General features: G+C 47.9%; 21 protein-coding genes. 16 read left to right on the top strand and 5 right to left on the bottom strand.

The genetic code is table 11. The annotated features are described in order from the left end of the window. Positions 1 to 158: 158 nt before the first annotated feature. The 3 genes from MKZ16_RS31135 to MKZ16_RS31125 all read left to right on the top strand — a co-directional run bounded on the left by MKZ16_RS31135 (position 159) and on the right by MKZ16_RS31125 (position 3404). Positions 159 to 833, top strand: a complete 675-nt coding sequence (locus tag MKZ16_RS31135; RefSeq protein WP_076105063.1) for a response regulator transcription factor — start codon at positions 159 to 161, stop codon at positions 831 to 833. Then, a complete protein-coding gene (locus MKZ16_RS31130) occupies positions 830 to 2197 on the top strand; it encodes a HAMP domain-containing sensor histidine kinase (protein WP_036682088.1) in 1368 nt (455 codons plus the stop codon). The genes MKZ16_RS31135 and MKZ16_RS31130 overlap by 4 nt, the downstream gene beginning before the upstream one ends. Before the next feature lie 226 nt (positions 2198 to 2423). After that, entirely contained in the window at positions 2424 to 3404 is a 981-nt protein-coding gene (locus MKZ16_RS31125; protein WP_076105062.1) for an alpha/beta hydrolase, read from the top strand. 66 nt (positions 3405 to 3470) lie between these two features. Here the strand turns inward: MKZ16_RS31125 and MKZ16_RS31120 are convergent, their stop codons facing one another. The 3 genes from MKZ16_RS31120 to MKZ16_RS31110 form a co-directional block, all read right to left on the bottom strand. Next, positions 3471 to 4292, bottom strand: a complete 822-nt coding sequence (locus MKZ16_RS31120; RefSeq protein ID WP_076105061.1) for a class I SAM-dependent methyltransferase — start codon at positions 4290 to 4292, stop codon at positions 3471 to 3473. Between the two features lie 158 nt (positions 4293 to 4450). Then, on the bottom strand, positions 4451 to 5302 hold the full coding sequence (locus tag MKZ16_RS31115) for a 1,4-dihydroxy-6-naphthoate synthase (RefSeq protein WP_038573726.1): 852 nt from the start codon (positions 5300 to 5302) through the stop codon (positions 4451 to 4453). Beyond that, entirely contained in the window at positions 5302 to 5997 is a 696-nt protein-coding gene (locus tag MKZ16_RS31110) for a futalosine hydrolase (RefSeq protein WP_081393394.1), read from the bottom strand. The genes MKZ16_RS31115 and MKZ16_RS31110 overlap by 1 nt, the downstream gene beginning before the upstream one ends. 280 nt (positions 5998 to 6277) lie before the next feature. Between MKZ16_RS31110 and MKZ16_RS31105 the strand changes: the two genes are divergently transcribed. The 8 genes from MKZ16_RS31105 to mprF all read left to right on the top strand — a co-directional run bounded on the left by MKZ16_RS31105 (position 6278) and on the right by mprF (position 14783). Further along, positions 6278 to 6748 carry a MarR family transcriptional regulator gene (locus MKZ16_RS31105; RefSeq protein ID WP_076105060.1) on the top strand — a complete coding sequence of 157 codons (471 nt, stop codon included), beginning with the start codon at positions 6278 to 6280 and terminating at the stop codon, positions 6746 to 6748. A 196-nt stretch (positions 6749 to 6944) separates the two neighbouring features. Next, positions 6945 to 7793 (top strand): neutral zinc metallopeptidase, encoded by an 849-nt coding sequence (locus MKZ16_RS31100; RefSeq protein WP_038573724.1) that lies wholly within the window; start codon positions 6945 to 6947, stop codon positions 7791 to 7793. A 115-nt stretch (positions 7794 to 7908) separates the two neighbouring features. Next, on the top strand, positions 7909 to 8310 hold the full coding sequence (locus tag MKZ16_RS31095) for a DoxX family protein (protein WP_076105059.1): 402 nt from the start codon (positions 7909 to 7911) through the stop codon (positions 8308 to 8310). Between the two features lie 17 nt (positions 8311 to 8327). Beyond that, entirely contained in the window at positions 8328 to 9278 is a 951-nt protein-coding gene (locus tag MKZ16_RS31090; protein ID WP_038573722.1) for a ring-cleaving dioxygenase, read from the top strand. After that, positions 9275 to 9895 carry an alpha/beta hydrolase gene (locus MKZ16_RS31085; protein ID WP_076105058.1) on the top strand — a complete coding sequence of 207 codons (621 nt, stop codon included), beginning with the start codon at positions 9275 to 9277 and terminating at the stop codon, positions 9893 to 9895. The genes MKZ16_RS31090 and MKZ16_RS31085 overlap by 4 nt, the downstream gene beginning before the upstream one ends. A gap of 164 nt (positions 9896 to 10059) precedes the next feature. Continuing rightward, a complete protein-coding gene (locus MKZ16_RS31080) occupies positions 10060 to 11283 on the top strand; it encodes a multidrug effflux MFS transporter (RefSeq protein WP_036682442.1) in 1224 nt (407 codons plus the stop codon). Positions 11284 to 11398: 115 nt separating this feature from the next. After that, positions 11399 to 11749, top strand: a complete 351-nt coding sequence (locus MKZ16_RS31075; protein WP_076099710.1) for a FlxA-like family protein — start codon at positions 11399 to 11401, stop codon at positions 11747 to 11749. Positions 11750 to 12116: 367 nt separating this feature from the next. Further along, entirely contained in the window at positions 12117 to 14783 is a 2667-nt protein-coding gene (gene mprF / locus MKZ16_RS31070) for a bifunctional lysylphosphatidylglycerol flippase/synthetase MprF (protein ID WP_076105057.1), read from the top strand. Between the two features lie 56 nt (positions 14784 to 14839). Here the strand turns inward: mprF and MKZ16_RS31065 are convergent, their stop codons facing one another. Beyond that, positions 14840 to 16312, bottom strand: coding sequence for an alpha-amylase (locus MKZ16_RS31065; RefSeq protein WP_036682065.1), 1473 nt, complete (start codon positions 16310 to 16312; stop codon positions 14840 to 14842). Positions 16313 to 16453: 141 nt separating this feature from the next. Further along, positions 16454 to 18046: a histidine kinase N-terminal 7TM domain-containing protein gene (locus MKZ16_RS31060; RefSeq protein ID WP_076105056.1), complete on the bottom strand. Its 1593-nt coding sequence runs from the start codon at positions 18044 to 18046 to the stop codon at positions 16454 to 16456. A 281-nt stretch (positions 18047 to 18327) separates the two neighbouring features. Here MKZ16_RS31060 and MKZ16_RS31055 point away from each other — a divergent pair, with 281 nt between their 5' ends. From MKZ16_RS31055 to MKZ16_RS31035, 5 genes are all read left to right on the top strand, one after another. Next, positions 18328 to 19110, top strand: coding sequence for an ABC transporter ATP-binding protein (locus MKZ16_RS31055; RefSeq protein ID WP_076099708.1), 783 nt, complete (start codon positions 18328 to 18330; stop codon positions 19108 to 19110). 2 nt (positions 19111 to 19112) lie between these two features. Further along, positions 19113 to 19925 carry an ABC transporter permease gene (locus MKZ16_RS31050; RefSeq protein ID WP_051491222.1) on the top strand — a complete coding sequence of 271 codons (813 nt, stop codon included), beginning with the start codon at positions 19113 to 19115 and terminating at the stop codon, positions 19923 to 19925. Beyond that, positions 19925 to 20842, top strand: a complete 918-nt coding sequence (locus MKZ16_RS31045; protein ID WP_081384300.1) for an ABC transporter permease — start codon at positions 19925 to 19927, stop codon at positions 20840 to 20842. The genes MKZ16_RS31050 and MKZ16_RS31045 overlap by 1 nt, the downstream gene beginning before the upstream one ends. A 136-nt stretch (positions 20843 to 20978) precedes the next feature. Next, positions 20979 to 22079 (top strand): ABC transporter substrate-binding protein, encoded by a 1101-nt coding sequence (locus MKZ16_RS31040; protein ID WP_076105055.1) that lies wholly within the window; start codon positions 20979 to 20981, stop codon positions 22077 to 22079. 105 nt (positions 22080 to 22184) lie between these two features. Beyond that, a complete protein-coding gene (locus tag MKZ16_RS31035) occupies positions 22185 to 23648 on the top strand; it encodes a CoA-acylating methylmalonate-semialdehyde dehydrogenase (protein WP_076105054.1) in 1464 nt (487 codons plus the stop codon). Positions 23649 to 23661: the final 13 nt, after the last annotated feature.

The raw sequence follows: 23661 nt of genomic DNA, 5'->3' as shown, positions 1-23661 counted from the left end.
CTAAAGCGAAACGACATTAAGAGCGTCTACATACGGGTAACCGTGTTAGACGCTCTTTTTCGGTTTGATCATCGTGTAGTCTCAAGACAACAGACAGTTTAGCCGAAAGTATAATATAGTATAATAGTAAGAATGGACAACAGGAAAAGAGGAAACGAATGCCTACTATACTGGTTGCTGACGACGATGCGAACATTCGCGAACTTGTCTGTTTATTTCTCCGCAACGACGGATTCGAAACAGTTGAAGCTGTGGATGGCAAGGAAGCGCTCGCCGTATATGCTGGAACACATGTCGATCTTGTCGTGCTGGATATTATGATGCCAAATATGGATGGTTGGATGCTTTGTAAGGAGCTCCGCAGAGCTAATCCTGATCTTCCATTACTTATATTGACTGCCAGAGGCGAAACCTGGGAGAAAGTGAAGGGTTTCGAATTAGGCACGGACGATTATTTAACTAAACCCTTCGATCCTTTGGAGCTGACGGTTCGTGTTAGGTCATTGCTGAAACGATATCGGATTGGCTCCACGCAGATGATCCAAATTGGCAATGTAATGCTTGATCGGCAGACCTATAAGGTGATGAGAGGCACGGAGTCATTTGCCTTACCCCTCAAGGAGTTCGAATTGCTGTACAAGCTTGCTGGGACACCCGGACAAGTCTATACGCGCGAGCAGTTGATCGATCAAATTTGGGGAATTGATTATGCTGGAGATGATCGGACGATTGACGTGCATATTAAACGCCTGCGTGAACGGTTTGCGACTACCCCTGATTTTCGTATTGAGACGGTGCGTGGACTTGGCTACAGGCTTGAGGTGTACGAATGATTAGATCCATATATACACGCGTTGTACTGACCTTCCTAGCCTCCGTAATCGGGGGCACAATCATTGCTTTGTTTGTGGCAACTTGGGTATTCGAAGATAAACTGAACGAGAACACGCGAATTCCCTTATTGCATTTTGGACAGGATATTGTCAGGGTTTACGAGACCTTCCCATTTCGTGGAGCCAACTCTTTCGTAAGTGGAATGAAGCAGCTTGATTCCTACCACATCCGAATTTTCGATGAAGCGGGTAAATTCCAATCTTACGGAACGCTTAATGGGCACAAGCCGGTCCCTGTAACTATGGAAGAAATAAAAAAAGTTCTCGCAGGAGAAGTATATCAACCTCATAACAGGAATATTTCTGCGCTTCTCCTAGGCTTACAGCTGAGAACGGAAGACGGCACCAAAGCGATGTTTGTGGAGACGCTTAATCCCCCTTCCGTCACTGCCAGAAGGAACTTGGTATTAAATTTCTTGCTCTATTCATTGATAGCTGGAAGCCTCTTGATTCTGGTAGCTGCAATGTTCTTAGTCAGACCGATCAAGAAGCTAACCAAAGCGACCAGACGGATAGCAGCTGGTGATTTTAACGTCGAGCTGAATATTAAACAAACCGGTGAGCTAGGTACCTTGGCTCGCAGCTTTGAAGAAATGATGCACGATCTGCAGCAGCTTGAGCAGATGCGTAAGGAGTTTGTATCCAATGTGTCGCATGAGGTCCAGTCTCCGCTCACCTCAATATCTGGGTATGCGATTGCGCTCAAGCGAGTAGATCTTGCAGAACAAGAGCGAAATCGTTATCTGGATATTATTATCGCTGAAGCAGAGCGGATGTCTAAAATGAGTGACAGCCTGCTGAAGCTGAGTTTATTAGAATCGCAGTCCCAGCAGCTACGGCTAACTACATTCAATCTGGACGAACAGATAAGAAGAGTAATCGTAGCAATTCAGCCGCAATGGTCAGCTCGTAACATCAGCTTCGACCTTGATCTGAAGCCTATTATCCTACTGGCTGATTATGACCTGTTAAGTCAGGTATGGACCAATCTCCTTGGCAACAGCATCAAGTTTTCTAAGGATAACAGTGTAATTAACGTCAGCCTCAAACAAGATATCAACAACGTGACCGTTCGGATAACAGACACTGGCATCGGGATTTCACTTGAGGATCAGCAACGTATATTTGAACGGTTCTTTAAGGCTGATCGATCCCACAGTCGTAAATATGGTGGCAGCGGGATGGGACTTGCCATTGTTAAACAGATCGTAACGCTTCATAAAGGGGATATCCGCGTGGAAAGCGAACCCGGTCAAGGAACGACCATCGTTGTCACCCTGCCAATTATAGCGCCGACAGAGTAATTAGCTTCCAGGCGGTGCCTTGCGAGGGCTTGGATGCATCCCGTATTTTTCATTGCTACAGCAGTACTGGCAAGTTTTCTTGTCTTGTGCTGCCGTAGCATTTTTTTTACCTGTTCATTTTCAGTTCATATTGCCGTCATGAGGGGTACATCTTTGTTAGTTATGATCTCATTAGCGAAACATTAAGAGAGCTTAATAAACAGATTAAAGACAGGAGAAGATGAGGGTGACACAACAAGCGGACAAAAAAACGGGGAATGGACAGAAAAAACATAAACTGCGTAACCTGTTGCTCAAAATACTAGGAGCAATAGTGATCGTGGTCGTACTTTTTCTAGCCGTTGTCTATACAGTTAATGTGATCAGCAACAAAACAGATCAGAAAAAAATACAGCACTATGGTCAGTTAGTCCCTGTTGACGGGAAAAATATGAATGTTTTGATTCAAGGAGAAGGTAAACAGACGATCGTGCTCATACCAGGCTTTGGAACAGGAGCACCAGCACTTGATTTTAAGCCGTTGATTGATGAGTTATCACCATTCTACAAAGTGGTGGCGGTTGAACCGTTTGGGTATGGACTCAGTGATGAAACGAAAAAAGAACGAACCACAGAGAATATCGTTAGTGAAATTCATGAAGCCGTTCAGAATCTTAACATTGACCAATACATTCTAATGGGCCACTCGATTGGAGGTATTTATGGATTGGAATATGCGAAGAAATATCCAAACGAAGTGAGTGCTTTTGTGGGTATTGATAGTAGTGTTCCGGAGCAAGGCGGTATGGATGTTAAATTCCCAATTAAAAAATTAAAGCTGCTTAAAGATTCAGGGATTATAAGATTGGGCTTGCAATTAAGCGGTGACCCTTATGATGGACTGCCATTTGATGATGAAACCAAAAAACAAATGAAATTGATTTCGCTTAAAAATATGAACAATTCCACTACCTTAAATGAAATGGAACATATTTATCCTAACTTTGTTGCCTCCAGAGGCTTAAAATTCGACAAGAATCTTCCCATTATCTTCTTTATACAAGCAAATAATACTACTGTGAAAGACTGGATCCCTCTGCATGAAGGGCAAGTCAAGGATTCTGTGCATGGAAAAGTAATGACATTTGAAGGCGGACATTACTTACATCATTCAAAATCCAAAGAAATCGTGGAGAACCTAAGGGTATTTATGGAAGAAGTTAAATAAAAAGAAGAAAACGCTCCGAACTCCTCATATGAGGGGGCGGGGCGTTTTTTTGGTTGCGATCGAAGATTATTTGATGCCGATTCTCATTCGGTAGCTGATCAGAACCTCTAATGTTCTGCCTTTAAAATGCTGTTCAACTGCGGCGGTGTAATCGGCGATGTCTTGTTCAAGCAAGGTGGCGTCTAGCTTCATTACGGTTTGCACTCCCCCTTGACTTAGGGTTAAACCGATATATCGCTGGGCATCGCAGGACTCTAGGTTGTGGAATACGATTTCTCTGGCAAAAGAGAAGGCCCCACTAGCTTTGATCCGTGACAAATGGCCTTCTTTGTCCCATTTATGTGCTCTCTCCTCATTAGGTAAGAGCGAGGCCAGTAATTCTTCTGTTTTGGAGATTAGCTGGTTGTATCGTTCTTCTACATTTTGCTGAAGAGATAAAGGCCAATCGCAATCGTAGGCGGCAAAGACACCGCCTTTTTTTAAGACCCGGGAGATTTCTTGCAGTGTACTCTCAGGGTCCATCCAGTGGAATGATTGTGAGCAGGTAACTATGTCTACACTATCTGATGCAAGCGGAAGCTGGTTAGAGTAGCCTTGTACAAAAGTAATTGATTGGGGTTCTTCTAATCTGCTAAGTTTATCGATTGCTTTTCCCAACATATCTGGATTGGGTTCGATACCGATTACGCGGTCTGCGACATCGTTCCAGAGAAAAGTAGACAAACCCGTACCGCAGCCTATATCTGCGACGAGTGAAGGGGTGGTACCCAAGTAATCTGTTAGCAATTTGATAATCATCACAGGGGCTTCGGGACGGTAGCGGTCATATTCATCTTGAAACCCCAGAAAGCGGTCGATATTTTGTTTGCTGTTTTTTTCAGGTATCATGTGATCCTCCCTCATAGATCATGTTTATAGGTCTATTGTATAATCACTGGTTCGATAAGCCAAATAATGGCTGGCTGGGAATGTTACGTAGAATAAATAAAATCCCCGGAGAACACCTTTTAGGTGTAGCCGGGGATTGTTAAACTATCTAGTAAATGTTAACGAAGCAGTGCTGGATCAATTGCAGGCACAAGTCCTTCTGCCGCAGCACGATCAAGCAGGGCAGAGATTGCGGCATAGCCGTCATCACCCAGATTCATCGAGAAGTCATTCACGTAGAGATCGATGTGGGATTTAGCCACTTCAGGAGCCAACTCTTGAGCATGGCTAAGCACATAGTCTCTGGAATCCGTTGGATGATCCCACGCATACTGAAGAGAGCTGCGAATCCAGCCGGTGATAGCATCGGCATCTAAATCACGGCGGGCAATGATAGCGCCGAGAGGAATGGGCAGTCCGGTATCGCTTTCCCACCAGCTGCCTAAATCAGTCAGCATATTAAGACCATACGAGGCGTAAGTGAAGCGGGCTTCGTGAATTACCAGCCCCGCATCGATATGGCCATCCCGTACGGCAGGCATAATCTCATCGAAAGGCATTACGACTATTTCGCCGATGCCTCCAGTTACATTTTGTGCTGCCCATAATCGGAAAAGCAAATAAGCCGTAGAGCGTTCGCTAGGCACAGCAATCCGGCGTCCGGCTAGCTTTTCTGGGCGTTTGATCGCATGGGGTCCACTTGCTGTGAGCAGCAGCGGGCCGCAGCCGCGACCTAAAGCGCCGCCGCATGGCAGCAGTTTGTACCGCTCCAGAACCCAAGGCAGCGCAGCGTAGGAGATTTTGAGGACTTCTGGTCCTTCTCCGTCAGCGGCCAGCGTATTGGTAATATCAATGTCGGCATAGGTTACATTCAGCCTAGGTGCATTCGGGACAAGCCCGTGCGCCCAGGCATGAAATACAAAGGTATCGTTAGGGCAAGGGGAAAAAGCGATATTAAGCTCAGTTGTCATTACAGCACCTCCAGTAATATAGCGGCTGCCGCCGTTAATGCTTCCATTGCATCACCGATCTTCCATGCGGCCCGGTCGCGGGGACCGACCGGGTTCGAGATGGCGCGGAGCTCCAGTACCGGGAGCCCCAGCGCCTGGGCGGCCACGGCGACTCCGTGGCCCTCCATCGCTTCCGCGACGGCATGGGGATGCCGCGCGAGATGGGCGGCGGCCGTCTCCGCGGTGCCGGTCGCCGTCGAGACAGTAAGCACGGTGCCCGTGCTTACGGGTAATCCGGCCGCTGTCAGCGCGGCCGAAACCGCTTGCACCGTGCCGCGGTCAGCCGGCACGGACACGCTGCCGAAGCCGAGCTCGGCAGCGCTGCGGAAGCCCTCCGGCGTCTCGGCCCCGAGGTCGGCGGCAATCATCTCGCTGGCTACAACCAGCGAGCCTAAAGGTGCCAGCCCCGGGAATCCGCCGCCGATCCCGACGCTCAATACGCAGCCGTAAGAACCGGCTGCGAGTGCCGCGGCGGTTCCCGCCGCCGCCGCTGCCGGCCCTGCGCCGGCAGCGATAACATGGAACCTGTCGCTGCCTTGCAGGCCGCGCAGGACCGCGTCACGCTCCGCGTCTACGGCTGTCACGATCAGCACGCGTCGTGCTCCAGCCTGCCCTTCCATAGCTTCTTCGGTAGGGGTTGGATTGAACGAACTCATCAGGTCGCCTCCTTTAGGGTATTGAAATCGCTTACTAAAGAGTCATTCGTAAAGACAAGAATACGCCCTTTTATAGGTCAGGTCAAACTTGGGGTGATTTTTATCACTCCCTGTAAAGTGTCAAAGGAAACTTACCGGTCTCTAGACGGAAGTGACTTTTTTAGCGATGAGGTTGACAAGGAGGATGGGAAGATATATAGTTATCTTAACTTAAAGATATTTAATGTAAAGACAAATAAATGGATTGAATACAAGTTTGATTGAAGTGGAGGTGGAATTGATGAGTGATAAACAAGTAAATCTGCGTAATACAGAGAGTGCACCTGACGAAGAACAAGCCGCCTCACTGAAATTGTTCGTAGTCTTATCTAAAGCTTATAAGAGCCTAATGGATCATGCGGTGAAGGATATGAAGAGTTATGGCTTGGCTTCGGCTGAATTCATGGTGCTTGAAGTACTTTACCATAGAACGCGGATTCCGCTGCAGCAGATCGGGGAGAAAATTCTCGTTACGAGCGGAAGCATTACCTATAATATCGACAAGTTGGAGAAAAAGGGACTGCTGAAACGTGTACCCTGTAGCGAGGATCGCCGCGTTACTTATGCGGAGATTACGGATGCAGGCCGTGAACTGTTTGATGAGATTTTCCCTCGTCATGTAGTCTCAATTCATGATTTGATGGGTGGATTAGATAAGGAAGAGAAAGTCCAGGCTATCGAATTAATGAAAAAGCTTGGCAAAGGTGTGTAGGCGCTGCGAACATGACGAATAACTAGGCGCCTCTATAAGGTTGGAAGTAGTTCGGCTCCATCCTCATTCTCCCAACTCCAGTAAGTATAAGTGAAACCCTGCTTTTTTGGGTATATCACTAATAAGATATTTAACTTAACGAAGCCAGGTAGCCATTTACTTAAGATTACCTGATATTTCGACTGGGGGCTTGGCCATGAAATGGCAGGGAAGAAGAGGGAGTTCGAACGTGGAGGACCGCAGAGGCATGAGCGGCGGCGGCAAGATGATTGGTGGCGGGATCGGAGGAATTATCCTTGTCCTGGTCATCACGTTACTCAGTGGAGGCAATGCCGGGGATATCCTGGGAAGTTTGACTTCCACAGGCTCCAGTTCAACGGCCCCTTATGAACAGACCGCAGAGGAGCAAGAGCTTGCGGAGTTTGTATCGGTAGTTCTTGCCGACACAGAGGAGGTTTGGGGTGAGATTTTTCAGCAGCAGGGAATGACCTATACGGACCCCACCTTAGTGCTGTACAGTGGGAGTGTAGACTCTGCTTGCGGAACAGCGACCTCGGCAGTCGGTCCGTTCTACTGTCCGGGTGACGCCAAACTATATATTGATCTGAGCTTTTATGATGAGTTGCAGCAACGCTTCCATGCGCCGGGCGACTTCGCCATGGCTTATGTTATTGCCCATGAGGTTGGACATCATGTACAGACATTACTAGGCACCTCGAAACAGCTCGATTCCCTTCGTCAGACGTTGAGTGAGAAGGAGTACAACAAATATCAGGTTCGTTTTGAGCTGCAGGCTGATTATTTCGCCGGTGTCTGGGCCAATCATGCTCAGGGTATGAATCTGCTGGAGGAAGGCGACTTAGAGGAAGCTCTGGCAGCTGCAAGCGCCGTCGGCGATGATACGATTCAGAAGCAGGCTCAGGGCTATGCAGTGCCGGATAGTTTCACTCACGGTACCTCAGAGCAGAGAAAGCGCTGGTTCTACAAAGGTTTTAACTCGGGTACGATTAAGGGCGGCGATACGTTTAACGCCTCCGAGTTGTAGATAGAAGAGGGGAGAGGAGAGCAGCCCATAGGTTATTCCGGTTCGCCGGGCGCTCTTTTTTACCCAATATCTTAACATTAAGATAATTAAATCAAAGGAATAGGGGAATGTAAAAATGATAAGTGTAGGACTGTTATTAATGAGATTGGTGATTGGACTTGCGTTTATAGGACATGGTGCACAAAAGCTATTTGGATGGTTCGGAGGTTACGGTCCGAAGGGTACGGGAGGCTGGATGGAGTCCATCGGAATCAAACCGGGTGTGACTATAGCGATTTTAGCAGGGATTATGGAGCTGGTGGGCGGATTTATGTTCGCGGCAGGACTGTTAACGCCTGTTGCAGCGGTGTTGATCGCTGCCACGATGCTGGGGGCAATCGTTAAGGTTCATGCTCCAAATGGTTTCTGGTCCACTTCGAACGGGATTGAGTTTCCGCTCACGGTTCTGGTATTTGCGGTAGGTGTGGCGCTTACGGGACCAGGTTCGATTTCTCTAGATGCATTGTTTTTTAACTAAGAAGGGAGTTTATAATAATGACACTTCAAACTGCAGGAATACACCATATTACAGCTTTTGTCGGAGACGCTCAGCGCAATGTTGATTTCTACGCCGGGATTCTGGGCCTACGGCTCGTGAAAAAAACGATTAATTTTGATGCTCCAGAGGTCTATCATTTATACTTTGGGAATGAGCAGGGTGCTCCGGGAACGATTATTACATTTTTCCCTTCACCTGTAGGGCGTAGAGGCAGAATCGGCAGTGGTCAAGTTGGCGTAACGATCTACGCAGTGCCGGTTGGTGCTCTGCAATTCTGGGAACAACGCCTTGCTGAATACGGAATTTCGGTTACAAAAGGAAGTCGGATCTCGGAACCCTATTTAGCTTTTGCCGATTACGACGGTCTGCGGATTGAACTGGTGGAACGTGAGGAAGGCCCGCTCAGTAAGTGGTCCTTTGGTGGGATTCCTACTAAATACGCGATCAAAGGTTTTGGCGGGGCTGTGCTGTATAGCAGCAATCCGTTGCAAACAGCTGAGACACTTGTTCATACGCTGGGTATGGAACATATTGCTGACGGAGATGGATATACTCGCTATAGAACCAATGGGGAGCTAGGTAATATTATTGATTTGAAGACATCACCCGTTCCGCTCGGAGCGGGAGGTGCAGGGACAGTTCATCACATCGCGTGGCGGGCAAAGGATGATGCAGAGCAACTGGAATGGTCGCGCCATGTACAGAGTCATGGGCATAGACCTACACCCGTTCAAGACCGTCAGTATTTTAATGCGATCTATTTCCGTGAAAGAGGAGGAATCCTGTTCGAGATCGCTACAGATCCTCCGGGTTTTGCCCGTGATGAAGCCCCAGATGCGTTGGGTGAAAAGTTGATGCTGCCGTCCTGGTTTGAGCCGCATCGCGCGGCCATCGAAGAAAACTTAACGCCTATTCAAGTAAGAGAAATTGAGGTGAAGCAGGGATGATTCATGTATTCCGTAAAGGTAAAGATATAACTAAACCTACGTTAGTGTTGTTTCATGGTACAGGTGGTAATGAGCAGGATTTGCTGCCGCTGGCTGAGATGTTATCCCCAGATTCATCGGTGCTAGGTATACGGGGCAATGTGCTGGAGAATGGCATGCCACGATTCTTCCGTCGGCTGGCAGAAGGAGTGTTCGATGAAGCGGACTTAGTTTTCCGTACCCATGAGATTAAGAAATTTCTGGATGAAGCGTCAGAAAAATACGGGTTTGATGCCAACAATCTGGTAGCGGTTGGTTACTCTAACGGTGCAAACATTGCTGGTAGCCTTTTGTTTCATTATAAGGACATTTTCCGCGCGGCAGTGCTGTTGCATCCGATGGTGCCATTACGCAATGTGGAGCTTCCTTCTCTTGAAGGGGTGTCTATCTTTATTGGGGCAGGTACGAATGATCCGCTAATAACATCTACGGAAACTCAGGAGCTAGAGGAGATTCTGCAGAAAGCAGGCGCTGAGGTTACAACCCATTGGGGCAACCAAGGTCACCGCTTGAGTATGGCGGAAGCCGAAGCCGCCAAAGATTGGCTGCAGGGGTTTAGTACATCTCAAAATGAATAAAACAATTAGGATAACCGCCTTTTGGCGGTTATTTTTAAGTTATTAGCCCCGAATGAGGTCTTATAAAAGGATTGATCATTTGAGTTCCTTTACGTTAGTATGAAGAATACAAAAAAAGGCCCCCGGGTTGCTTTAGAAAGGTTGACGTAAGGATCATGATTGGAATGCAAAATGCTAATAAACTTGCTGTAGATGGACCCTCTAGGAAGCAGAGATTGCAACTTGCTGTTATTCTGGGCTCCATTACAACCATTGGGCCGTTGTCGATTGACATGTATTTGCCGGCGCTGCCTACACTTGTCGACGATTTCGGTACGACGGCTGCTTTGGTGCAGCTAAGTCTCACCTTCTTTTTATTGGGACTGGCCTCAGGTCAGTTAGTAGCTGGACCACTGAGTGATGTATATGGACGTCGCCGTCCACTGCTTATAGGGATGTTCATCTATGCCGTTTCCTCAGTGCTATGTGCTTTTAGTCCTTCGATTGGACTTTTAATTGTTTTGCGGTTTATTCAAGGTCTTGCTGGTTCAGTGGGTGTAGTTGTCTCTAGGGCGGCTGTGCGTGATCTGTACAGTGGCTCTGAACTAACGAAATTTTTCTCTTTATTGATGATTGTTAATGGTCTGGGTCCGATTTTGGCTCCAGTCATTGGAGGACAGCTCTTAAGAGTGACTACATGGCAGGGGATATTCCTCGTATTATTTGCTGCCGGAATTATCTTCTGCTTGACGATTCTCCTGCGCTTGCCTGAGACATTGCCGAAGGAGCGGCGCTCCAAGAGTGGGTTGAAGGGTACTCTGCTTACTTTTAAGGTGTTACTTGGCAACCGCAAGTTTATGGGTTATGCCTTGTCCCAAGGTTTTGTTACAGCGTCTATGTTCGCTTATATCTCAGGGTCATCTTTTGTTTTGCAAAATATTTTTGCGGTTACTCCGCAGGTATACAGTTTGATCTTTGCTGTGAACGGGATTGGGATTATTATTACAGGTCAAATTGCCGGCAGACTTGCTGGTAAGGTGAGTGAGACGAAGCTGCTGCTTAGCGGGTTGCTGCTCTGTACAACGGGGGGCGTCTTGCTGCTGCTTACGATCCTGGTAGGGGGAGGGCTGATCCCTATTCTAATCTGTCTGTTCGCTGTTGTCTCCAGTGTGGGGATTGTCGGAGCAACCAGCTTCTCACTTGCAATGCAGGACCAAGGAGAAGCCGCAGGCAGTGCTTCGGCTTTAATCGGACTGTTACCGTTGCTGCTTGGTAGCTGTGTAGCACCGCTTGTGGGCCTTGGGGGCGTAGACTCAGCACTTCCGATGGCGATTGTGATTGCCTGTACGGGTGTTCTCTCTATTCTGTCTTATTTTCTGTTGGTCAGACGGGGAAACACCAATTCCTAACAGCTTATCCTTATAACCTTGAAAGCGAGCAATACTTTCAGCAAACTTTCAGCGGGTTTTAACGTTCCTTATCTGCAAAAGGATTATATTGGAGGTAAGGAAGGGAGGGATGATTATGAGTATATCCGCAGTCTCAGGTTCTACATCGTATACCACCTCGACGTCTAGTACTACAGATACCAGCGCGCTCGAGAAACAAAAAGCGAAGCTGGAAGCCGAATTGGACAAGATTGATGCCAGCTCGGATGACGCGAAGACCAAAGAAACGAAAACGAAACAAATTGAGCAGCAGATCAAGCAAATCGAGGCACAAATTTCCCAGAAGTCGCAGAGCAGTGCTTCCGCAGCAAGCAGTAGTGCAGAAGCACCTGCCAAACCTGCAAACAACGCGCTTGCTGCGGCAAGCCCGCAAGAGATCGCTACCGCAACAACGAATAGCCAAGGCAGATTTGATATTCGTGTATAAACCATACTAAGTCGTGTTACATAACAAAAAGGGCATCCTTTGCCGTGAGGGATGTCCTTTTTGTTATGTATTTTTAAGTTTAGACTACAATTTAAATGTTCTTTTATCACATTGTTGGCCAATACTAGAAAGATACCGCTAAAATAAAGTTCCGTCATATTGATCTGTCCAGCTTCGTAATATATTAACTATGCTTATCCTCATTTCCCAAAAAATCTTTAACTGTTGCAGGGGTTAGGGATTTGCTGGCAGTCTAATAGAGTAGGTGTTGATTATCACGGGTCTTCTATTCCAAGAATTGCTATAATGGACTAGTTGTAAAAATTGTCTAGCACAACGTGTGTCAGCGGTAAAGGCAGGTGGGCTCATGCATTCAAAGCAACAGACATTAGAAAGATTCAAAATTGTAAGACTGATCTTATCTATCTATCGGATCCGGGCGGTCAGAGCCCTTTTTCCAGTGGCTATCATAGCGTTCGTATACTGGGAGGGACAACATGAGCTGAGGCAGGTTCATTTAGGACTTATAATGCGTGAACTAAGGCGAGTACCTACGTCTGCTATTTTGCAAATGATTGGTTTTGCACTTCTTTCCGTAGCTGTTATGAGTGCTTATGATTATTTGATTCGGGCACATTTTCGTTTAAAAGTAGGGCTGTGGAGTACCTTTCGGTATGCATGGATTGCTAATACATTTAATAATTTGATTGGGTTTGCAGGACTGGCTGGAGTTGGTTTAAGGACGCTGCTGTATAAAAAAAGCGGAGTGCCGACCTCCGTGCTAACGCCCGCCATTGTATTTCTGTCTCCGCTTATGATTACCGGGTTATCGCTACTTTCATGGGCGAATATCTTTGGTTTACTCCCGGCAACGGCTTTGCTGGAAGAACATCGCTGGCTGGTATTTGCAGTATGGGGTATGGCGCTTTATTTGCCGGTTTTTGTGTTTGTACAGCGCTCATCGCTTTATGCGAAATGGATTAACCGGGGAAAAGGCAGAACATCATGGCTTACAGTCGTTAACTCCGTCGGGGCTTCCTTTCTGGAATGGAGCTTTGCCGGCGTGACGTTTTGGACCATCAGCAGCCATCTCTTGGATGAGGTCCATTTTATAGCTATCTTTGGTATATTTACGATTGCTGCCATTGCCGGCATCTTGAGTATGGCACCCGGCGGTATCGGTGCATTTGACCTTATTGCCTTGCTCGGGCTGACACAGCTTGGCTACCAGACCGATAAGGCGATGGCGGTGCTTGTCATCTTTCGATTGTTTTATTATGTCATTCCTTGGTTGATCGGATTGGTGCTGGCTGCACTGGAAATTGGTCTGCAAGGAAAAAAGGATCAAGATCGTTCAGTTCCAGGGTTCGAACCCTCTCTTAACAAATGGCAGAAGATCTGGGGCTGGCCGGGTCAGTATACCTTTCTGAGCGATCTTGGAATGTGGGCTCTTGGCAAGCTGGTACTAGCTAGCGGGCTTATTCTCTTACTATCTGCAGCAGTACCCGGATTGCTGTATAGGTTGAAGATTACGGAGGAAATATTGCCGTTTCCGGTAATGCAGCTATCTCATCATCTGTCTGTACTTATTGGTTTTATGCTGATTTTATTGTCGCGGGGCATTACATTGCGGGTTCATAGTGCATATGTATGGACTAGCATACTTCTGTTTATTGGATCGTTGTTTGCAGTCACTAAGGGTTTTGATTATGAAGAGGCACTGTTGCTACTTATAGTAGCGCTTATTCTTTGGATATCCAGATCGCGGTTTTATCGGATTAGTGCGCCAATCAGCAGGCAGAGCGCGATCCGGTGGTTTGTCCTCACTTCAGTGATTGCACTAAGCTACTATCTGATGGGCTGTTATGTACATCGTGGATTTCTGAAGCATCTGCCTCCGGGTGTGCAGCCTGAATGGTTGCAGCGGTATAGTCATGTTGCATTTACGGCAGTGGGGGGATTGGTCTTGTCTTGGGTACTGCTCATAATGTGGGTAAACCTCAGGCCCCATCATAAGGAGAACGAGCTGTTCGGGACCTTGGATGTAGCTAAGCTGAAACATTTTCTAGATGAAGTTCAAGGCAATACCTTAACGCATACGTTATTTTTGGGTGATAAGGGCTTCTTCTGGGCTCAGAACGATAAAGTGCTGCTCGCTTTCGCCAGAGTTAGGGATAAGCTCGTTGTGCTGGGTGATCCACTAGGAGAGAGAAGCTTAATAAATGAAGCCATCAGTGAATTTAGACAAGCTGCAGATCAGTATGGTCTGGTTGTAGTTTTCTATCAAGCTTCATCTGCTTTTTTATCGGTCTATCAGGAGCAGGGCTATCGCTTTTTTAAGCTGGGTGAAGAGGCAGTGGTAAGCCTTGATAACATTGCACTCAGTGGTCTGAAGAAAGGTGATCTGCAAAGTGTAAGCGATCGTTTTGAACGGGAAGGCATGTTTGTTGAAATTACAGAAGCGCCGCTTGCTGATAGTTTGCTGAGAGAACTGCGAGCGATTTCGGACGAGTGGTTGAATGGCCGAGCGGAAAAGGGTTATTCGTTAGGCTGGTTTAAGGTCGACTATCTGCAACTGGCTCCCATTGCGGTGCTGCGGAACGCCAAAGGTACAATACTGGCATTTGCTTCTATTGCCCCGGGGTATGATCAAGGATTGACTCTGTCTGTAGATTTGTTGCGCCAGCGGAAGAATGTCCCAAACGGGACGGTAGATTATTTATTGGTTTGTATGTTGGAATGGGCGAAGTCCAAGGGGTATCGGCGATTTAATCTAGGCAACACTCCTCTATCATCCAGTGGGGGGCAGGACCCCGGAGCTCTGAAGGAGGAGAAGCTGGCTCATCAAGTGTTTAATAGAGGTGGGCATGGGCATGGTTACGGTTTTGCCAGATTGCGTCGTTACAAGGAAAAGTTCAATCCAGAGTGGGAGCCGCGTTACTTGGCTTATCCAGCGTCCCTAACATTACCCGTCTTAACGCTGGATCTGGTGAGGCTTGTATCCCGACATCCGGAGCATAAAGCGAATAACTAAAAAAGGTGCCCAACGCCAAACGGCGTTGGGCACCTTTTTAATCAGGTACAAGTGATTTACTTCTTGTCAGCTTCTGCATCCGGCAGAGCCCAGACGGAGACGCTGCCGCCATTGACCGGGAAGGTCGCCCAACCATCCTTTTCAATGGTTATGGTGGCTTTATGGTTATGGGTGAAATCCACCCATGCTTCACCGGCGCGATGTTCTCCTACGAACATTCTCTTCTGGCCATTCTCACCATTACTGATCACAACCGCACAACCGGAGTGTTCAATATCCTCCACGCCGAGCCGTGTCCAGCCAATCGTGTTAGGATGATCGAAATAATCCTTCTGTTCACCATAAGCTTTGTGATAGCGGGTATACAGCAGAGGGTCAATCGCATCTTTTTTACCTGCTACAGGTGTTGGTCCTTCGATCCCATAATAATCCCCGTAAAAGACCACAGGATATCCATCCCGTCGCAGCAGGATAAGCGCGTAAGCACTTTGCTTGAACCAATCATCTACCCAGGATTCCAGGGCTTCGTGAGGCTGAGAATCATGATTGTCAACGAAGGTTACAGCATTGGTGGGATGGGTCTGCACCAGTGTGTCATCAAGAATTTTGGTCAGATCATAGTTTCTGCCCTCCAAGGAAGCTGAATGCAGCTTGTAGTGAAGGGATACATCGAAGAGGTCAATTTTATAATCGACGGTATTCAGAAATTGTCGGCAGGACTCTAAGTCGGAATTCCAGAATTCACCGACGATATAGAAGTCCTTCTCACATTTATTAAACATCTCTACCGCGAATTCTTTAACAAACTCATGGTTGATATGTTTGATGGCATCCAAGCGGAAGCCGCTGCAGTGGAGGGTGTCCACCAGCCATTTTCCCCATTGGATCATTTCTTTTTTGACTTCCGGATGGCTGTAATCAATATTAGCGAACATTAGATAATCATAGTTTCCGAACTCGTCGTCAACATTCTGATTCCACGCTTTATTCTCGCCTACTATGCGGAATACGCCGGTTCGCTCTTCTTTGGCGTCAAAGTCAGTGCCGTTAAAATGATTGTGATTCCACTTAAAGGCAGAGTGTTCATTCCCGCGGCCAGGGAAGGTGAATTTTGTCCAGCCCTCAATCTCGAAAGGTTTCGAAATTTCTTTCATCCGATCATTGGGGTCGACCTCGATGACTTGGAATACTTCTTTTTCATCCGCGCCTGCCTTATGATTCATGACCAAATCAACGTAAACGGCGATGCCATTCTTTTGACATTCCGAAATTGCGTTGATCAGTGCTTGTTTGGTGCCATATTTGGTGCGTACCGTACCTTTTTGGTCATATTCGCCCAGATCGTATAGATCATACACGCCATAGCCTGTATCTTCTGCGGAGACGGCCTTTGTCACAGGAGGTACCCAAACAGAATCAATGCCTACGGCTTTTAGCGCGGGTGCAGTTTCTTTTAAGCGATCCCAGTGTTTCCCGTCCGCAGCAACATGCCATTCAAAAAACTGCATCATTGTATGGTTCCTCATTATTTCTTACGCCTCCATATCCCATCAAGCAAATTTTACTCTCAACACTCTGATTAGTTTTTCAGATAACTCTTATTAAACTTAAAAACAGACTATGAAAAATAAGGCCAGTTGTTGAATGCGCAGGAAGGGACATGATTGTCATTAAACAGGTTTGAAAAGAGTGATTTCTGACTTTTGGGAAAGATGCACAGCGTTGCGTCCATTTCGTTTGGAACTATACAGAGCATGGTCGGCCTCAGATAGCAGTTCTTCTAGAGTAGCATCTGGACTTAGGGCCTCCACAACTCCAAAGCTGGCGGTCACATTAATGGGCCCGATGACGGTATATAAGGTGCTTTGTTCAATATCCGCGCGGATAGTTTCGCAGAGCAATGCAGCTTGCTTAAGCGACGTCTCTGGCAGACAGATCACAAATTCCTCGCCACCATAACGGCCAAAGAGATCTCCCTCCCGCAGATGTCTGCTGCACACTTGGACAATATGCTGGAGAGCTTGATCTCCGTATTGATGTCCATAGCGGTCATTAATGCTCTTGAAGAAGTCCACATCCAGCAAAATCATAGATAATGAACTTCGCAGGCTGGCGGACCGGGCAAGCAGTGCTCGACTCAGCTCCAAAAAATAGGAGCGGTTATAGATACCGGTTAGGCTGTCCATCGTAGCCAATTGGCGCAGCTTCTCCTGAAGCAGTATTCGTTCAGTCACGTCAATCAGCATGATCATCTGTCCTGCTATGTGCCCCTCTTGTTTTTGTACCGGAGAGGAGCGGATTTGATAATAGCAGATCTCCTCTGCTTTGTTCCAAGCCACTTCCCGTTCTTCGCGCAACAGCGGCTCGGCGTCCATCACATAGGAGAAGGCGTCTTTGCCTGCGTTAAGAAACAATTGCGCTAGCGGTTTGCCAATCGATGAGGAGTTGAGCCCCTCTATCATATCCGCGGCTGCACGATTGTAATCGACGAGCATGTCCGAGCGGTCGGTGACAAGCACTCCCTCCCGCATGCTCTCGAAGAGATTCTCACGAGCAATAGGCGCAGCCGTTAACATGCCCCGGGATAAAATAGCCCAAATATATAGGGAGGAGGTCAGGCTCATAATGATCGGGACGGGATCCATACCGTAAGGAGTCAAGCCCATCAGATACAAAAAAGAGCCAAGAGTTGGAAGACTTAACCCGATTATTATTGTGATGATCTGCCTGCGGTATACCCGCTTCATCCGGTTCCACTGCCATATCATGAGGCAAATGGCTGCCAGCAGACAGCCAAAAGTAAAGCTGCCGTGAACGATATACCAAGGTCCCATCACAACATCAACGAGTGGGGTGGGCGTATTTTCCCGTAAATAAATGGATTTATAGAAGAGATGATGGTAATCATTGGTCCAAACCAGCAGCGTTGTAATGAACGGAATGATAAATAACGCCGCCCGTATGCCTTTTTTAAACAGCGTCTCCAGCCCAACGAAATGGATCACCATGATTAGACTAGCTGGCGCAATGAAGGGCATCCCCAGATATTCTAACTTAATCCAGAAGCTGATTTCCTCCAGGGTTTTCCCCGATAACTCTAATGCGAAGCCGAAGGTGTAAATAGCAGAGGTAAAGGAGCTTATAACAAAAGCCCTGATTCCTAAGAAATCAGTTTTTTTATAATAGGCGAAAAGGGCTAATAAGACGCTCAGCACACCTGATATAGCAACAATTACAATATAGTTCGAGATTATAGATCCCATGGGTCTATTGTCACCTGCCGAGGAAAGATATGGATAAATATTACCACATATCTGCGGATATAAAAAAAATACTTCGGGTTTGTAGTCAAAAAAATGTCTCCTAGACAAAATGACGCAATTTAACAGGAGCTATTTTACTAATTGTCTAGTGAGAGTCCAGTGAGCAGCGTGTAACATGTTAGTTAATACTACATGCGATAGAAGTTTTCTTGATCTTATCTATATTACGTCAGTTTATATAACATTATAAACATGGCTTATTTTGAAAAGGGGGGCTGAGGATGTCATCACTAGCGACAAATATTCCTGAGATTCAGCTGGAGAATGTTGAAATGCGTTATCGGACAGAAGCTGCGGAAGTGCTTGCCCTGCATCAGGTGAGTCTTGATATTGCCAAAGGGGAGTTCGTCTCCCTGCTCGGACCTTCCGGATGTGGCAAAACGACGCTGCTTAGACTGATGGCCGATCTCATAGCACCAACAGGCGGGAACATTGTGGTAGCTGGGAAAAGTGCCAGAGAAGCCAGGCTGGCGCAAAAATATGGCATTGTTTTTCAAAGTCCAGTGTTATACGACTGGCGGAAAGTGAAGCATAACATCACTTTGCCACTGGAGCTGATGGGGGTAAAGAAGTCAATCCGTGAGGAAAAGGCGATGGAGCTTCTTGATCTGGTGGGGCTGCAGAGCTTTGCGGATAAATATCCGTGGCAGCTCAGCGGCGGGATGCAGCAGCGTGTAGCGATTGCCAGAGCGCTATCGATGGAGCCGGAAATTCTGCTCATGGATGAGCCGTTCTCAGCGCTGGATGAATTTACGCGTGAGCGATTGAATGAAGAGCTATTGTCTGTCTGGAGTAAAGTGCAGAACACAATTGTTTTTGTAACTCATAGTATTCCTGAATCTATATTCCTCTCTGACCGGGTGTTTGTTCTTTCCCCGCATCCAGGTCGCTTGTCCGCTGTGGTCGAAATTCCTCTGCCACGTCCGCGAACGGCGGAAATGAGAAATAACCCAGAGTTTTTCGAACTGATCGCACGTATTCGCGACAGCTTCGAAGGGGTGTAGTGATGAAAGGGGGCAGTATCTTTGTGCGAGGTCGTCTGCTGCCGTTGTTCGTCTGGATTTTTGGCCTGCTGCTAGTCTGGGAAGGGACTTCCTGGATGTTGCTCCATGTGGTGGAGACGCCGTTAGCACAGTCCAAGCTGCCATATGTTCATGAGGTGTTAGCTACCTTATGGCAGTATGGAGGCACGCTCTTGAAGGAGGGGGCTGCGACCTTCGGTAATGCTGGCGTTGGCTTCCTGATTGGAGCGGTAGCAGGTGCCTCATTGGCGGTGCTGATGAGCTTGTCGAAGACAATAGAGCAATTAACTTTTCCTTATGCTATTGCCTCGCAGATGATTCCGATTCTGGGGTTGGCACCCATCATCTACGGGATTGTGCGCGATGAGCAGACCTCGCGGATTATTATTTCGGGATATATCACCTTTTTCCCGGTGGCTCTGAACATGCTGCGCGGCTTGCGGAGTGTAGATCCATCAGCGCTCGAATTGATGCATTCTTACGCGGCTAAACCTTGGGCGGTCTATTGGAAGCTCAGATTCCCAGCGGCTTTGCCGGGTTTGTTCGGTGGACTTAAGATAGCTGCCCCACTTGCTGTGACTGGAGCTATTCTGGTGGAGCTTATGGGTGCCCAGCATGGCATTGGTGTAATTATGCTGCGCAATCTCTATTATGGAAGCTCTCACACCTATATGTTCTGGTCTACGGTGATTGTGGGTGCCTTGCTGGGGATCGTAAGCTACTGGTTAATCAGTCTGATAGAACGTCTGGTAACGCCTTGGCAGCCTGAATATCGTCCGAAAGGAGGCAGCCGCTAATGGAAACTAACTCCGTTCGGGAGACCACGTTTATAGGCTCTACTGGTAAAGAAATGGCTCAGCCGGCGCTAACGGCTACACAAAAGAATGCTGTAGCCGTTCCGAAACCTGCGGAAGCTACGGCGAGTCGAGGCGGCTCACGAATGCTGAAGAGGATATTTAGTGCAGGGGTGCTGCTGCCTGTACTGGCAGGTCTGTTATTTCTTGCACTATGGGAATTTCAATTCTTTCATAAGATCTTTGATCTGAAAAAATATCAACTCCCGCTGCCTACAGCCATCGCCGAAACTATGCGAGATAATTTCAGCTTGTTGTTGTCCTATACCGGATACACGCTTGCTGAAGCTGTGCTGGGAATGTTGGTTGGTTCTGCTATCGGCTTCCTGATCGCTTTAGTCGCTACGGCTTGGCCGCGCTGGGGGAGTGGAAGCTTGACGCTGGTTGCCGCCCTAAATGCTGTGCCCATCGTCGCCCTCGCGCCCATCATGAATCTGTGGTTTGGAGATGGGGTAGGCTCACGAATTGCCATAGTAACAGCAACTACAATGGCAGCGATGGCGATCAACGCCTATAAGGGCATGGCGGCGATTGATCCATTGGCGCTGGATCTGATGCATTCTTATGCGGCAGGTAAACCGGCAGTGTTCCGTTATCTGCGGATTCAGAGCAGTCTGCCCTATGTATTTACAGCACTGAAGATTAATGCTACTGCCAGTATGATTGGCGCCATTGTTGGGGAATTCTTTTTCTCCTCAAAGGGGCTTGGATATCTGCTCTCCAATTCCATTAAAGTTGCCAAAATGCCACTGGGCTGGTCCTGTATTGTGCTGGCTGCAATTGCAGGCGTGCTCTTCTATTTAGTGGTTGAGCGGCTGGAGAAAGTATTCATTAAGTGGCATCCTTCGCAGCGTACTTAATCTCACCCTCATTACATCCGGCCATAGTGGGAATGGAAAAGAGAAACCGCCCGCGGCTGTATGCATAAACGCACCACGATGCTTGTCCATACTGTGCTTGTTACAAACTTAAATTACGATAGGGGGAGTTCGGTTGATGAACGGGAAAAAACGCAAATTTCGTGGTGGTTTGTTGGCAATCGTGATGATGTTGAGTGTTTCTTTAATGGCGGGTTGCGGTGGCAACAATAATAACTCGGCAGCTGAAGCTACGACTGCCCCTGAAGCATCAGCAGCTCCTGACGCAAGTGCTGCTACTGAACCGGCTGCTGATCCGGTTACAGTGAAGCTACAGCTGAAATGGGTGCCGCAGGCACAATTCGCTGGGTATTTTGTGGCGCAGGATAAAGGATATTACAAGGAAGAAGGCTTGGATGTAGAAATTCTGCCGGGTGGGCCTGATATCGTTCCGGAACAGCAAGTGGCAGGCGGCTCTGCAGATATCGGTGTGGGTTGGGTAGCCAGCTTGCTGCCGAGTCTTGAAGAGGGAATGCCGCTGGTGCAGATCGCGCAAATCTATCAAAAGAGCGGATTGGTCCTGGTTTCCAAAAAATCGGCGGGCATCAACTCAGCCGCTGATCTTAAGGGTAAAAAAGTAGGCAACTGGATGGGCGGCAACGAGTTTGAACTATTAGCGTTATTCGATAAATATAAGTTCGATCCGAATAAGGATCTGAGCTTTACGAAGCAAGGGTTCACGATGGATCAGTTCTTGGGCGATCAGATCGATGCGGCCTCAGCGATGACCTATAACGAGTACCAAGTAGTGTTGGAGTCAGGCATTAAGGCTGAGGATCTGAATGTCATCGACATGAATACGGAAGGCGTTGCGATGCTTGAGGATAACTTGTTCGCCAATAAGGAATGGCTTGCGGAGAACAAAGAGACTGCGGCAAAGTTTGTACGTGCCTCCCTGAAAGGCTGGAAAGATGCAATTGCTGATCCTGCAGCCGCAGTGGACAGTGTGATGAAACAAGCGGAAGACGGCAGTACAACGAAGGAACATCAGCTGACAATGATGACTGAGGTTGCCAAGCTGATTCTGCCTGAAGGCTTTGACAGTGCCAAGATGGGATATACCGATGCGGCGGCGTTCCAGCAAACTGCTGATATTTCGCTTAAATTTGGTGTCATTAAAGAACCGGTTAAGGTAGATGAGGCTTACACGAACGAAATCGTAGAAATGGCGGCAAAATAACCAGTTGAGCTCAAATGTTACAGTGGATGGCCGCCTGATCTGGCGGTCATCTATTATAATCAGCAGTCCATCAGTGCATCTGAAACAGAGAAAGAGGTGCGAGCTATGTCTCTCCTAGTAACGCAGGCTGAAAGAGTTAAGAATTATGTGAATGGAGCTTGGGTAGAATCGTCGTCCGGGCGAGATGAAGAGGTATATAATCCGGCGACGGGTGAAGTGATTGCCTATGTGCCTATTTCCAGTAGGGAAGAGCTGGGTGCAGCGGTAGATGCGGCTGCAGTGGCATTTCAAGTGTGGAAAAGGGTCGCTGTGCCGCGTCGTGCCCGCTACTTTTTCCAATATCAACAGCTGCTGGTGAAGCATTGGCATGAGCTGGCCGAGCTGATCACGCTGGAGAATGGCAAAAGTCTGGAAGAGGCGCAAGGTGAGGTGCAGCGTGGAATTGAGTGTGTGGAATTTGCCGCAGGCATCCCCACGTTGATGATGGGCAGCCAGCTCCCGGACATTGCTACCGGAATTGAATCCGGGATGTACCGCTATCCATTGGGTGTTATCGGGGGAATTGCCCCGTTTAACTTTCCGATGATGGTTCCTTGCTGGATGTTTCCGCTTGCCATTGCTTGTGGAAATACCTTTGTGCTAAAGCCTTCCGAGCGTACGCCGTTACTGGTTAATCGGTTAGCCGAGCTATTTGCCGAAGCGGGTTTCCCGCCTGGCGTGCTGAATGTGGTACATGGGGCACACGAGGTTGTGAGTGGGCTGCTGGAGCATGATGAAGTGAAGGCGATTTCGTTCGTGGGTTCGCAGCCGGTTGCGGAATATGTATATAAGACAGGGACAGCGCAGGGAAAACGGGTGCAGGCGCTAGCTGGAGCCAAGAATCACTCGATTGTGCTGCCTGATGCGGAGCTGGACAATGCGGTCAAAAATATCATTGCGGCCTCCTTTGGCTCGGCAGGTGAGCGGTGTATGGCTTGCTCGGTCGTAGTGGTTCATGAGGATATCGCTGACGAGCTAGTGAACCGTCTGGCTGCGGCTGCGGATGAGCTTAAGATTGGTAATGGCGCCGATGACGGGGTGTTTTTGGGTCCGGTAATTCGCCAGTCGAATAAGGAGCGGACGCTTTATTACATTGAGACTGGTGAAGCTGAGGCAGCCAAGCTTGTGAGAGACGGGCGGAAGGATGCTGCTACGGGTGGTGCGGGTTATTTTATCGGGCCGACGATATTTGATCATGTACAGCCGGGAATGACCATCTGGAAGGATGAGATTTTTGCACCGGTATTGTCAGTGATTCGTGTGAAAAGTCTGAGTGAAGCGATTGGGGTAACGAATCAGTCCCCATTCGCGAATGGGGCTTGTATTTATACAGACAGTGCAAAGGCGGTTCGTGAATTTCGGGAAGAAATTGATGCAGGGATGTTGGGTGTGAATCTGGGCGTGCCTGCGCCCATGGCATTTTTCCCCTTCTCGGGTTATAAGAAATCGTTCTATGGAGACCTGCATGCCAATGGGCGTGATGGGGTGGAGTTCTATACGCGTAAAAAGATGATCACTGCCCGTTATTAGAGAAAATGAGCTG

This window comes from Paenibacillus sp. FSL R5-0928, assembly GCF_037970385.1.
Classification (GTDB): Bacteria; Bacillota; Bacilli; order Paenibacillales; family Paenibacillaceae; genus Paenibacillus_AQ; species Paenibacillus_AQ odorifer.
This window is presented reverse-complemented; position numbering and strand designations above follow the sequence as displayed.

Excerpts from the sequence above, each read along its gene's own strand:
- MKZ16_RS31075 (WP_076099710.1), top strand. The coding sequence starts at position 11,399 with ATGAGTATATCCGCAGTCTCAGGTTCTACATCGTATACCACCTCGACG.
- MKZ16_RS31050 (WP_051491222.1), top strand. The coding sequence starts at position 19,113 with ATGAAAGGGGGCAGTATCTTTGTGCGAGGTCGTCTGCTGCCGTTGTTC.
- MKZ16_RS31115 (WP_038573726.1), bottom strand. The coding sequence starts at position 5,302 with ATGACAACTGAGCTTAATATCGCTTTTTCCCCTTGCCCTAACGATACC.
- MKZ16_RS31095 (WP_076105059.1), top strand. The coding sequence starts at position 7,909 with ATGATAAGTGTAGGACTGTTATTAATGAGATTGGTGATTGGACTTGCG.
- mprF (WP_076105057.1), top strand. The coding sequence starts at position 12,117 with ATGCATTCAAAGCAACAGACATTAGAAAGATTCAAAATTGTAAGACTG.
- MKZ16_RS31130 (WP_036682088.1), top strand. The coding sequence starts at position 830 with ATGATTAGATCCATATATACACGCGTTGTACTGACCTTCCTAGCCTCC.
- MKZ16_RS31105 (WP_076105060.1), top strand. The coding sequence starts at position 6,278 with ATGAGTGATAAACAAGTAAATCTGCGTAATACAGAGAGTGCACCTGAC.
- MKZ16_RS31100 (WP_038573724.1), top strand. The coding sequence starts at position 6,945 with ATGAAATGGCAGGGAAGAAGAGGGAGTTCGAACGTGGAGGACCGCAGA.
- MKZ16_RS31040 (WP_076105055.1), top strand. The coding sequence starts at position 20,979 with ATGAACGGGAAAAAACGCAAATTTCGTGGTGGTTTGTTGGCAATCGTG.
- MKZ16_RS31090 (WP_038573722.1), top strand. The coding sequence starts at position 8,328 with ATGACACTTCAAACTGCAGGAATACACCATATTACAGCTTTTGTCGGA.
- MKZ16_RS31080 (WP_036682442.1), top strand. The coding sequence starts at position 10,060 with ATGCAAAATGCTAATAAACTTGCTGTAGATGGACCCTCTAGGAAGCAG.
- MKZ16_RS31035 (WP_076105054.1), top strand. The coding sequence starts at position 22,185 with ATGTCTCTCCTAGTAACGCAGGCTGAAAGAGTTAAGAATTATGTGAAT.
- MKZ16_RS31055 (WP_076099708.1), top strand. The coding sequence starts at position 18,328 with ATGTCATCACTAGCGACAAATATTCCTGAGATTCAGCTGGAGAATGTT.
- MKZ16_RS31135 (WP_076105063.1), top strand. The coding sequence starts at position 159 with ATGCCTACTATACTGGTTGCTGACGACGATGCGAACATTCGCGAACTT.
- MKZ16_RS31060 (WP_076105056.1), bottom strand. The coding sequence starts at position 18,046 with ATGGGATCTATAATCTCGAACTATATTGTAATTGTTGCTATATCAGGT.
- MKZ16_RS31110 (WP_081393394.1), bottom strand. The coding sequence starts at position 5,997 with ATGAGTTCGTTCAATCCAACCCCTACCGAAGAAGCTATGGAAGGGCAG.
- MKZ16_RS31085 (WP_076105058.1), top strand. The coding sequence starts at position 9,275 with ATGATTCATGTATTCCGTAAAGGTAAAGATATAACTAAACCTACGTTA.
- MKZ16_RS31045 (WP_081384300.1), top strand. The coding sequence starts at position 19,925 with ATGGAAACTAACTCCGTTCGGGAGACCACGTTTATAGGCTCTACTGGT.
- MKZ16_RS31120 (WP_076105061.1), bottom strand. The coding sequence starts at position 4,292 with ATGATACCTGAAAAAAACAGCAAACAAAATATCGACCGCTTTCTGGGG.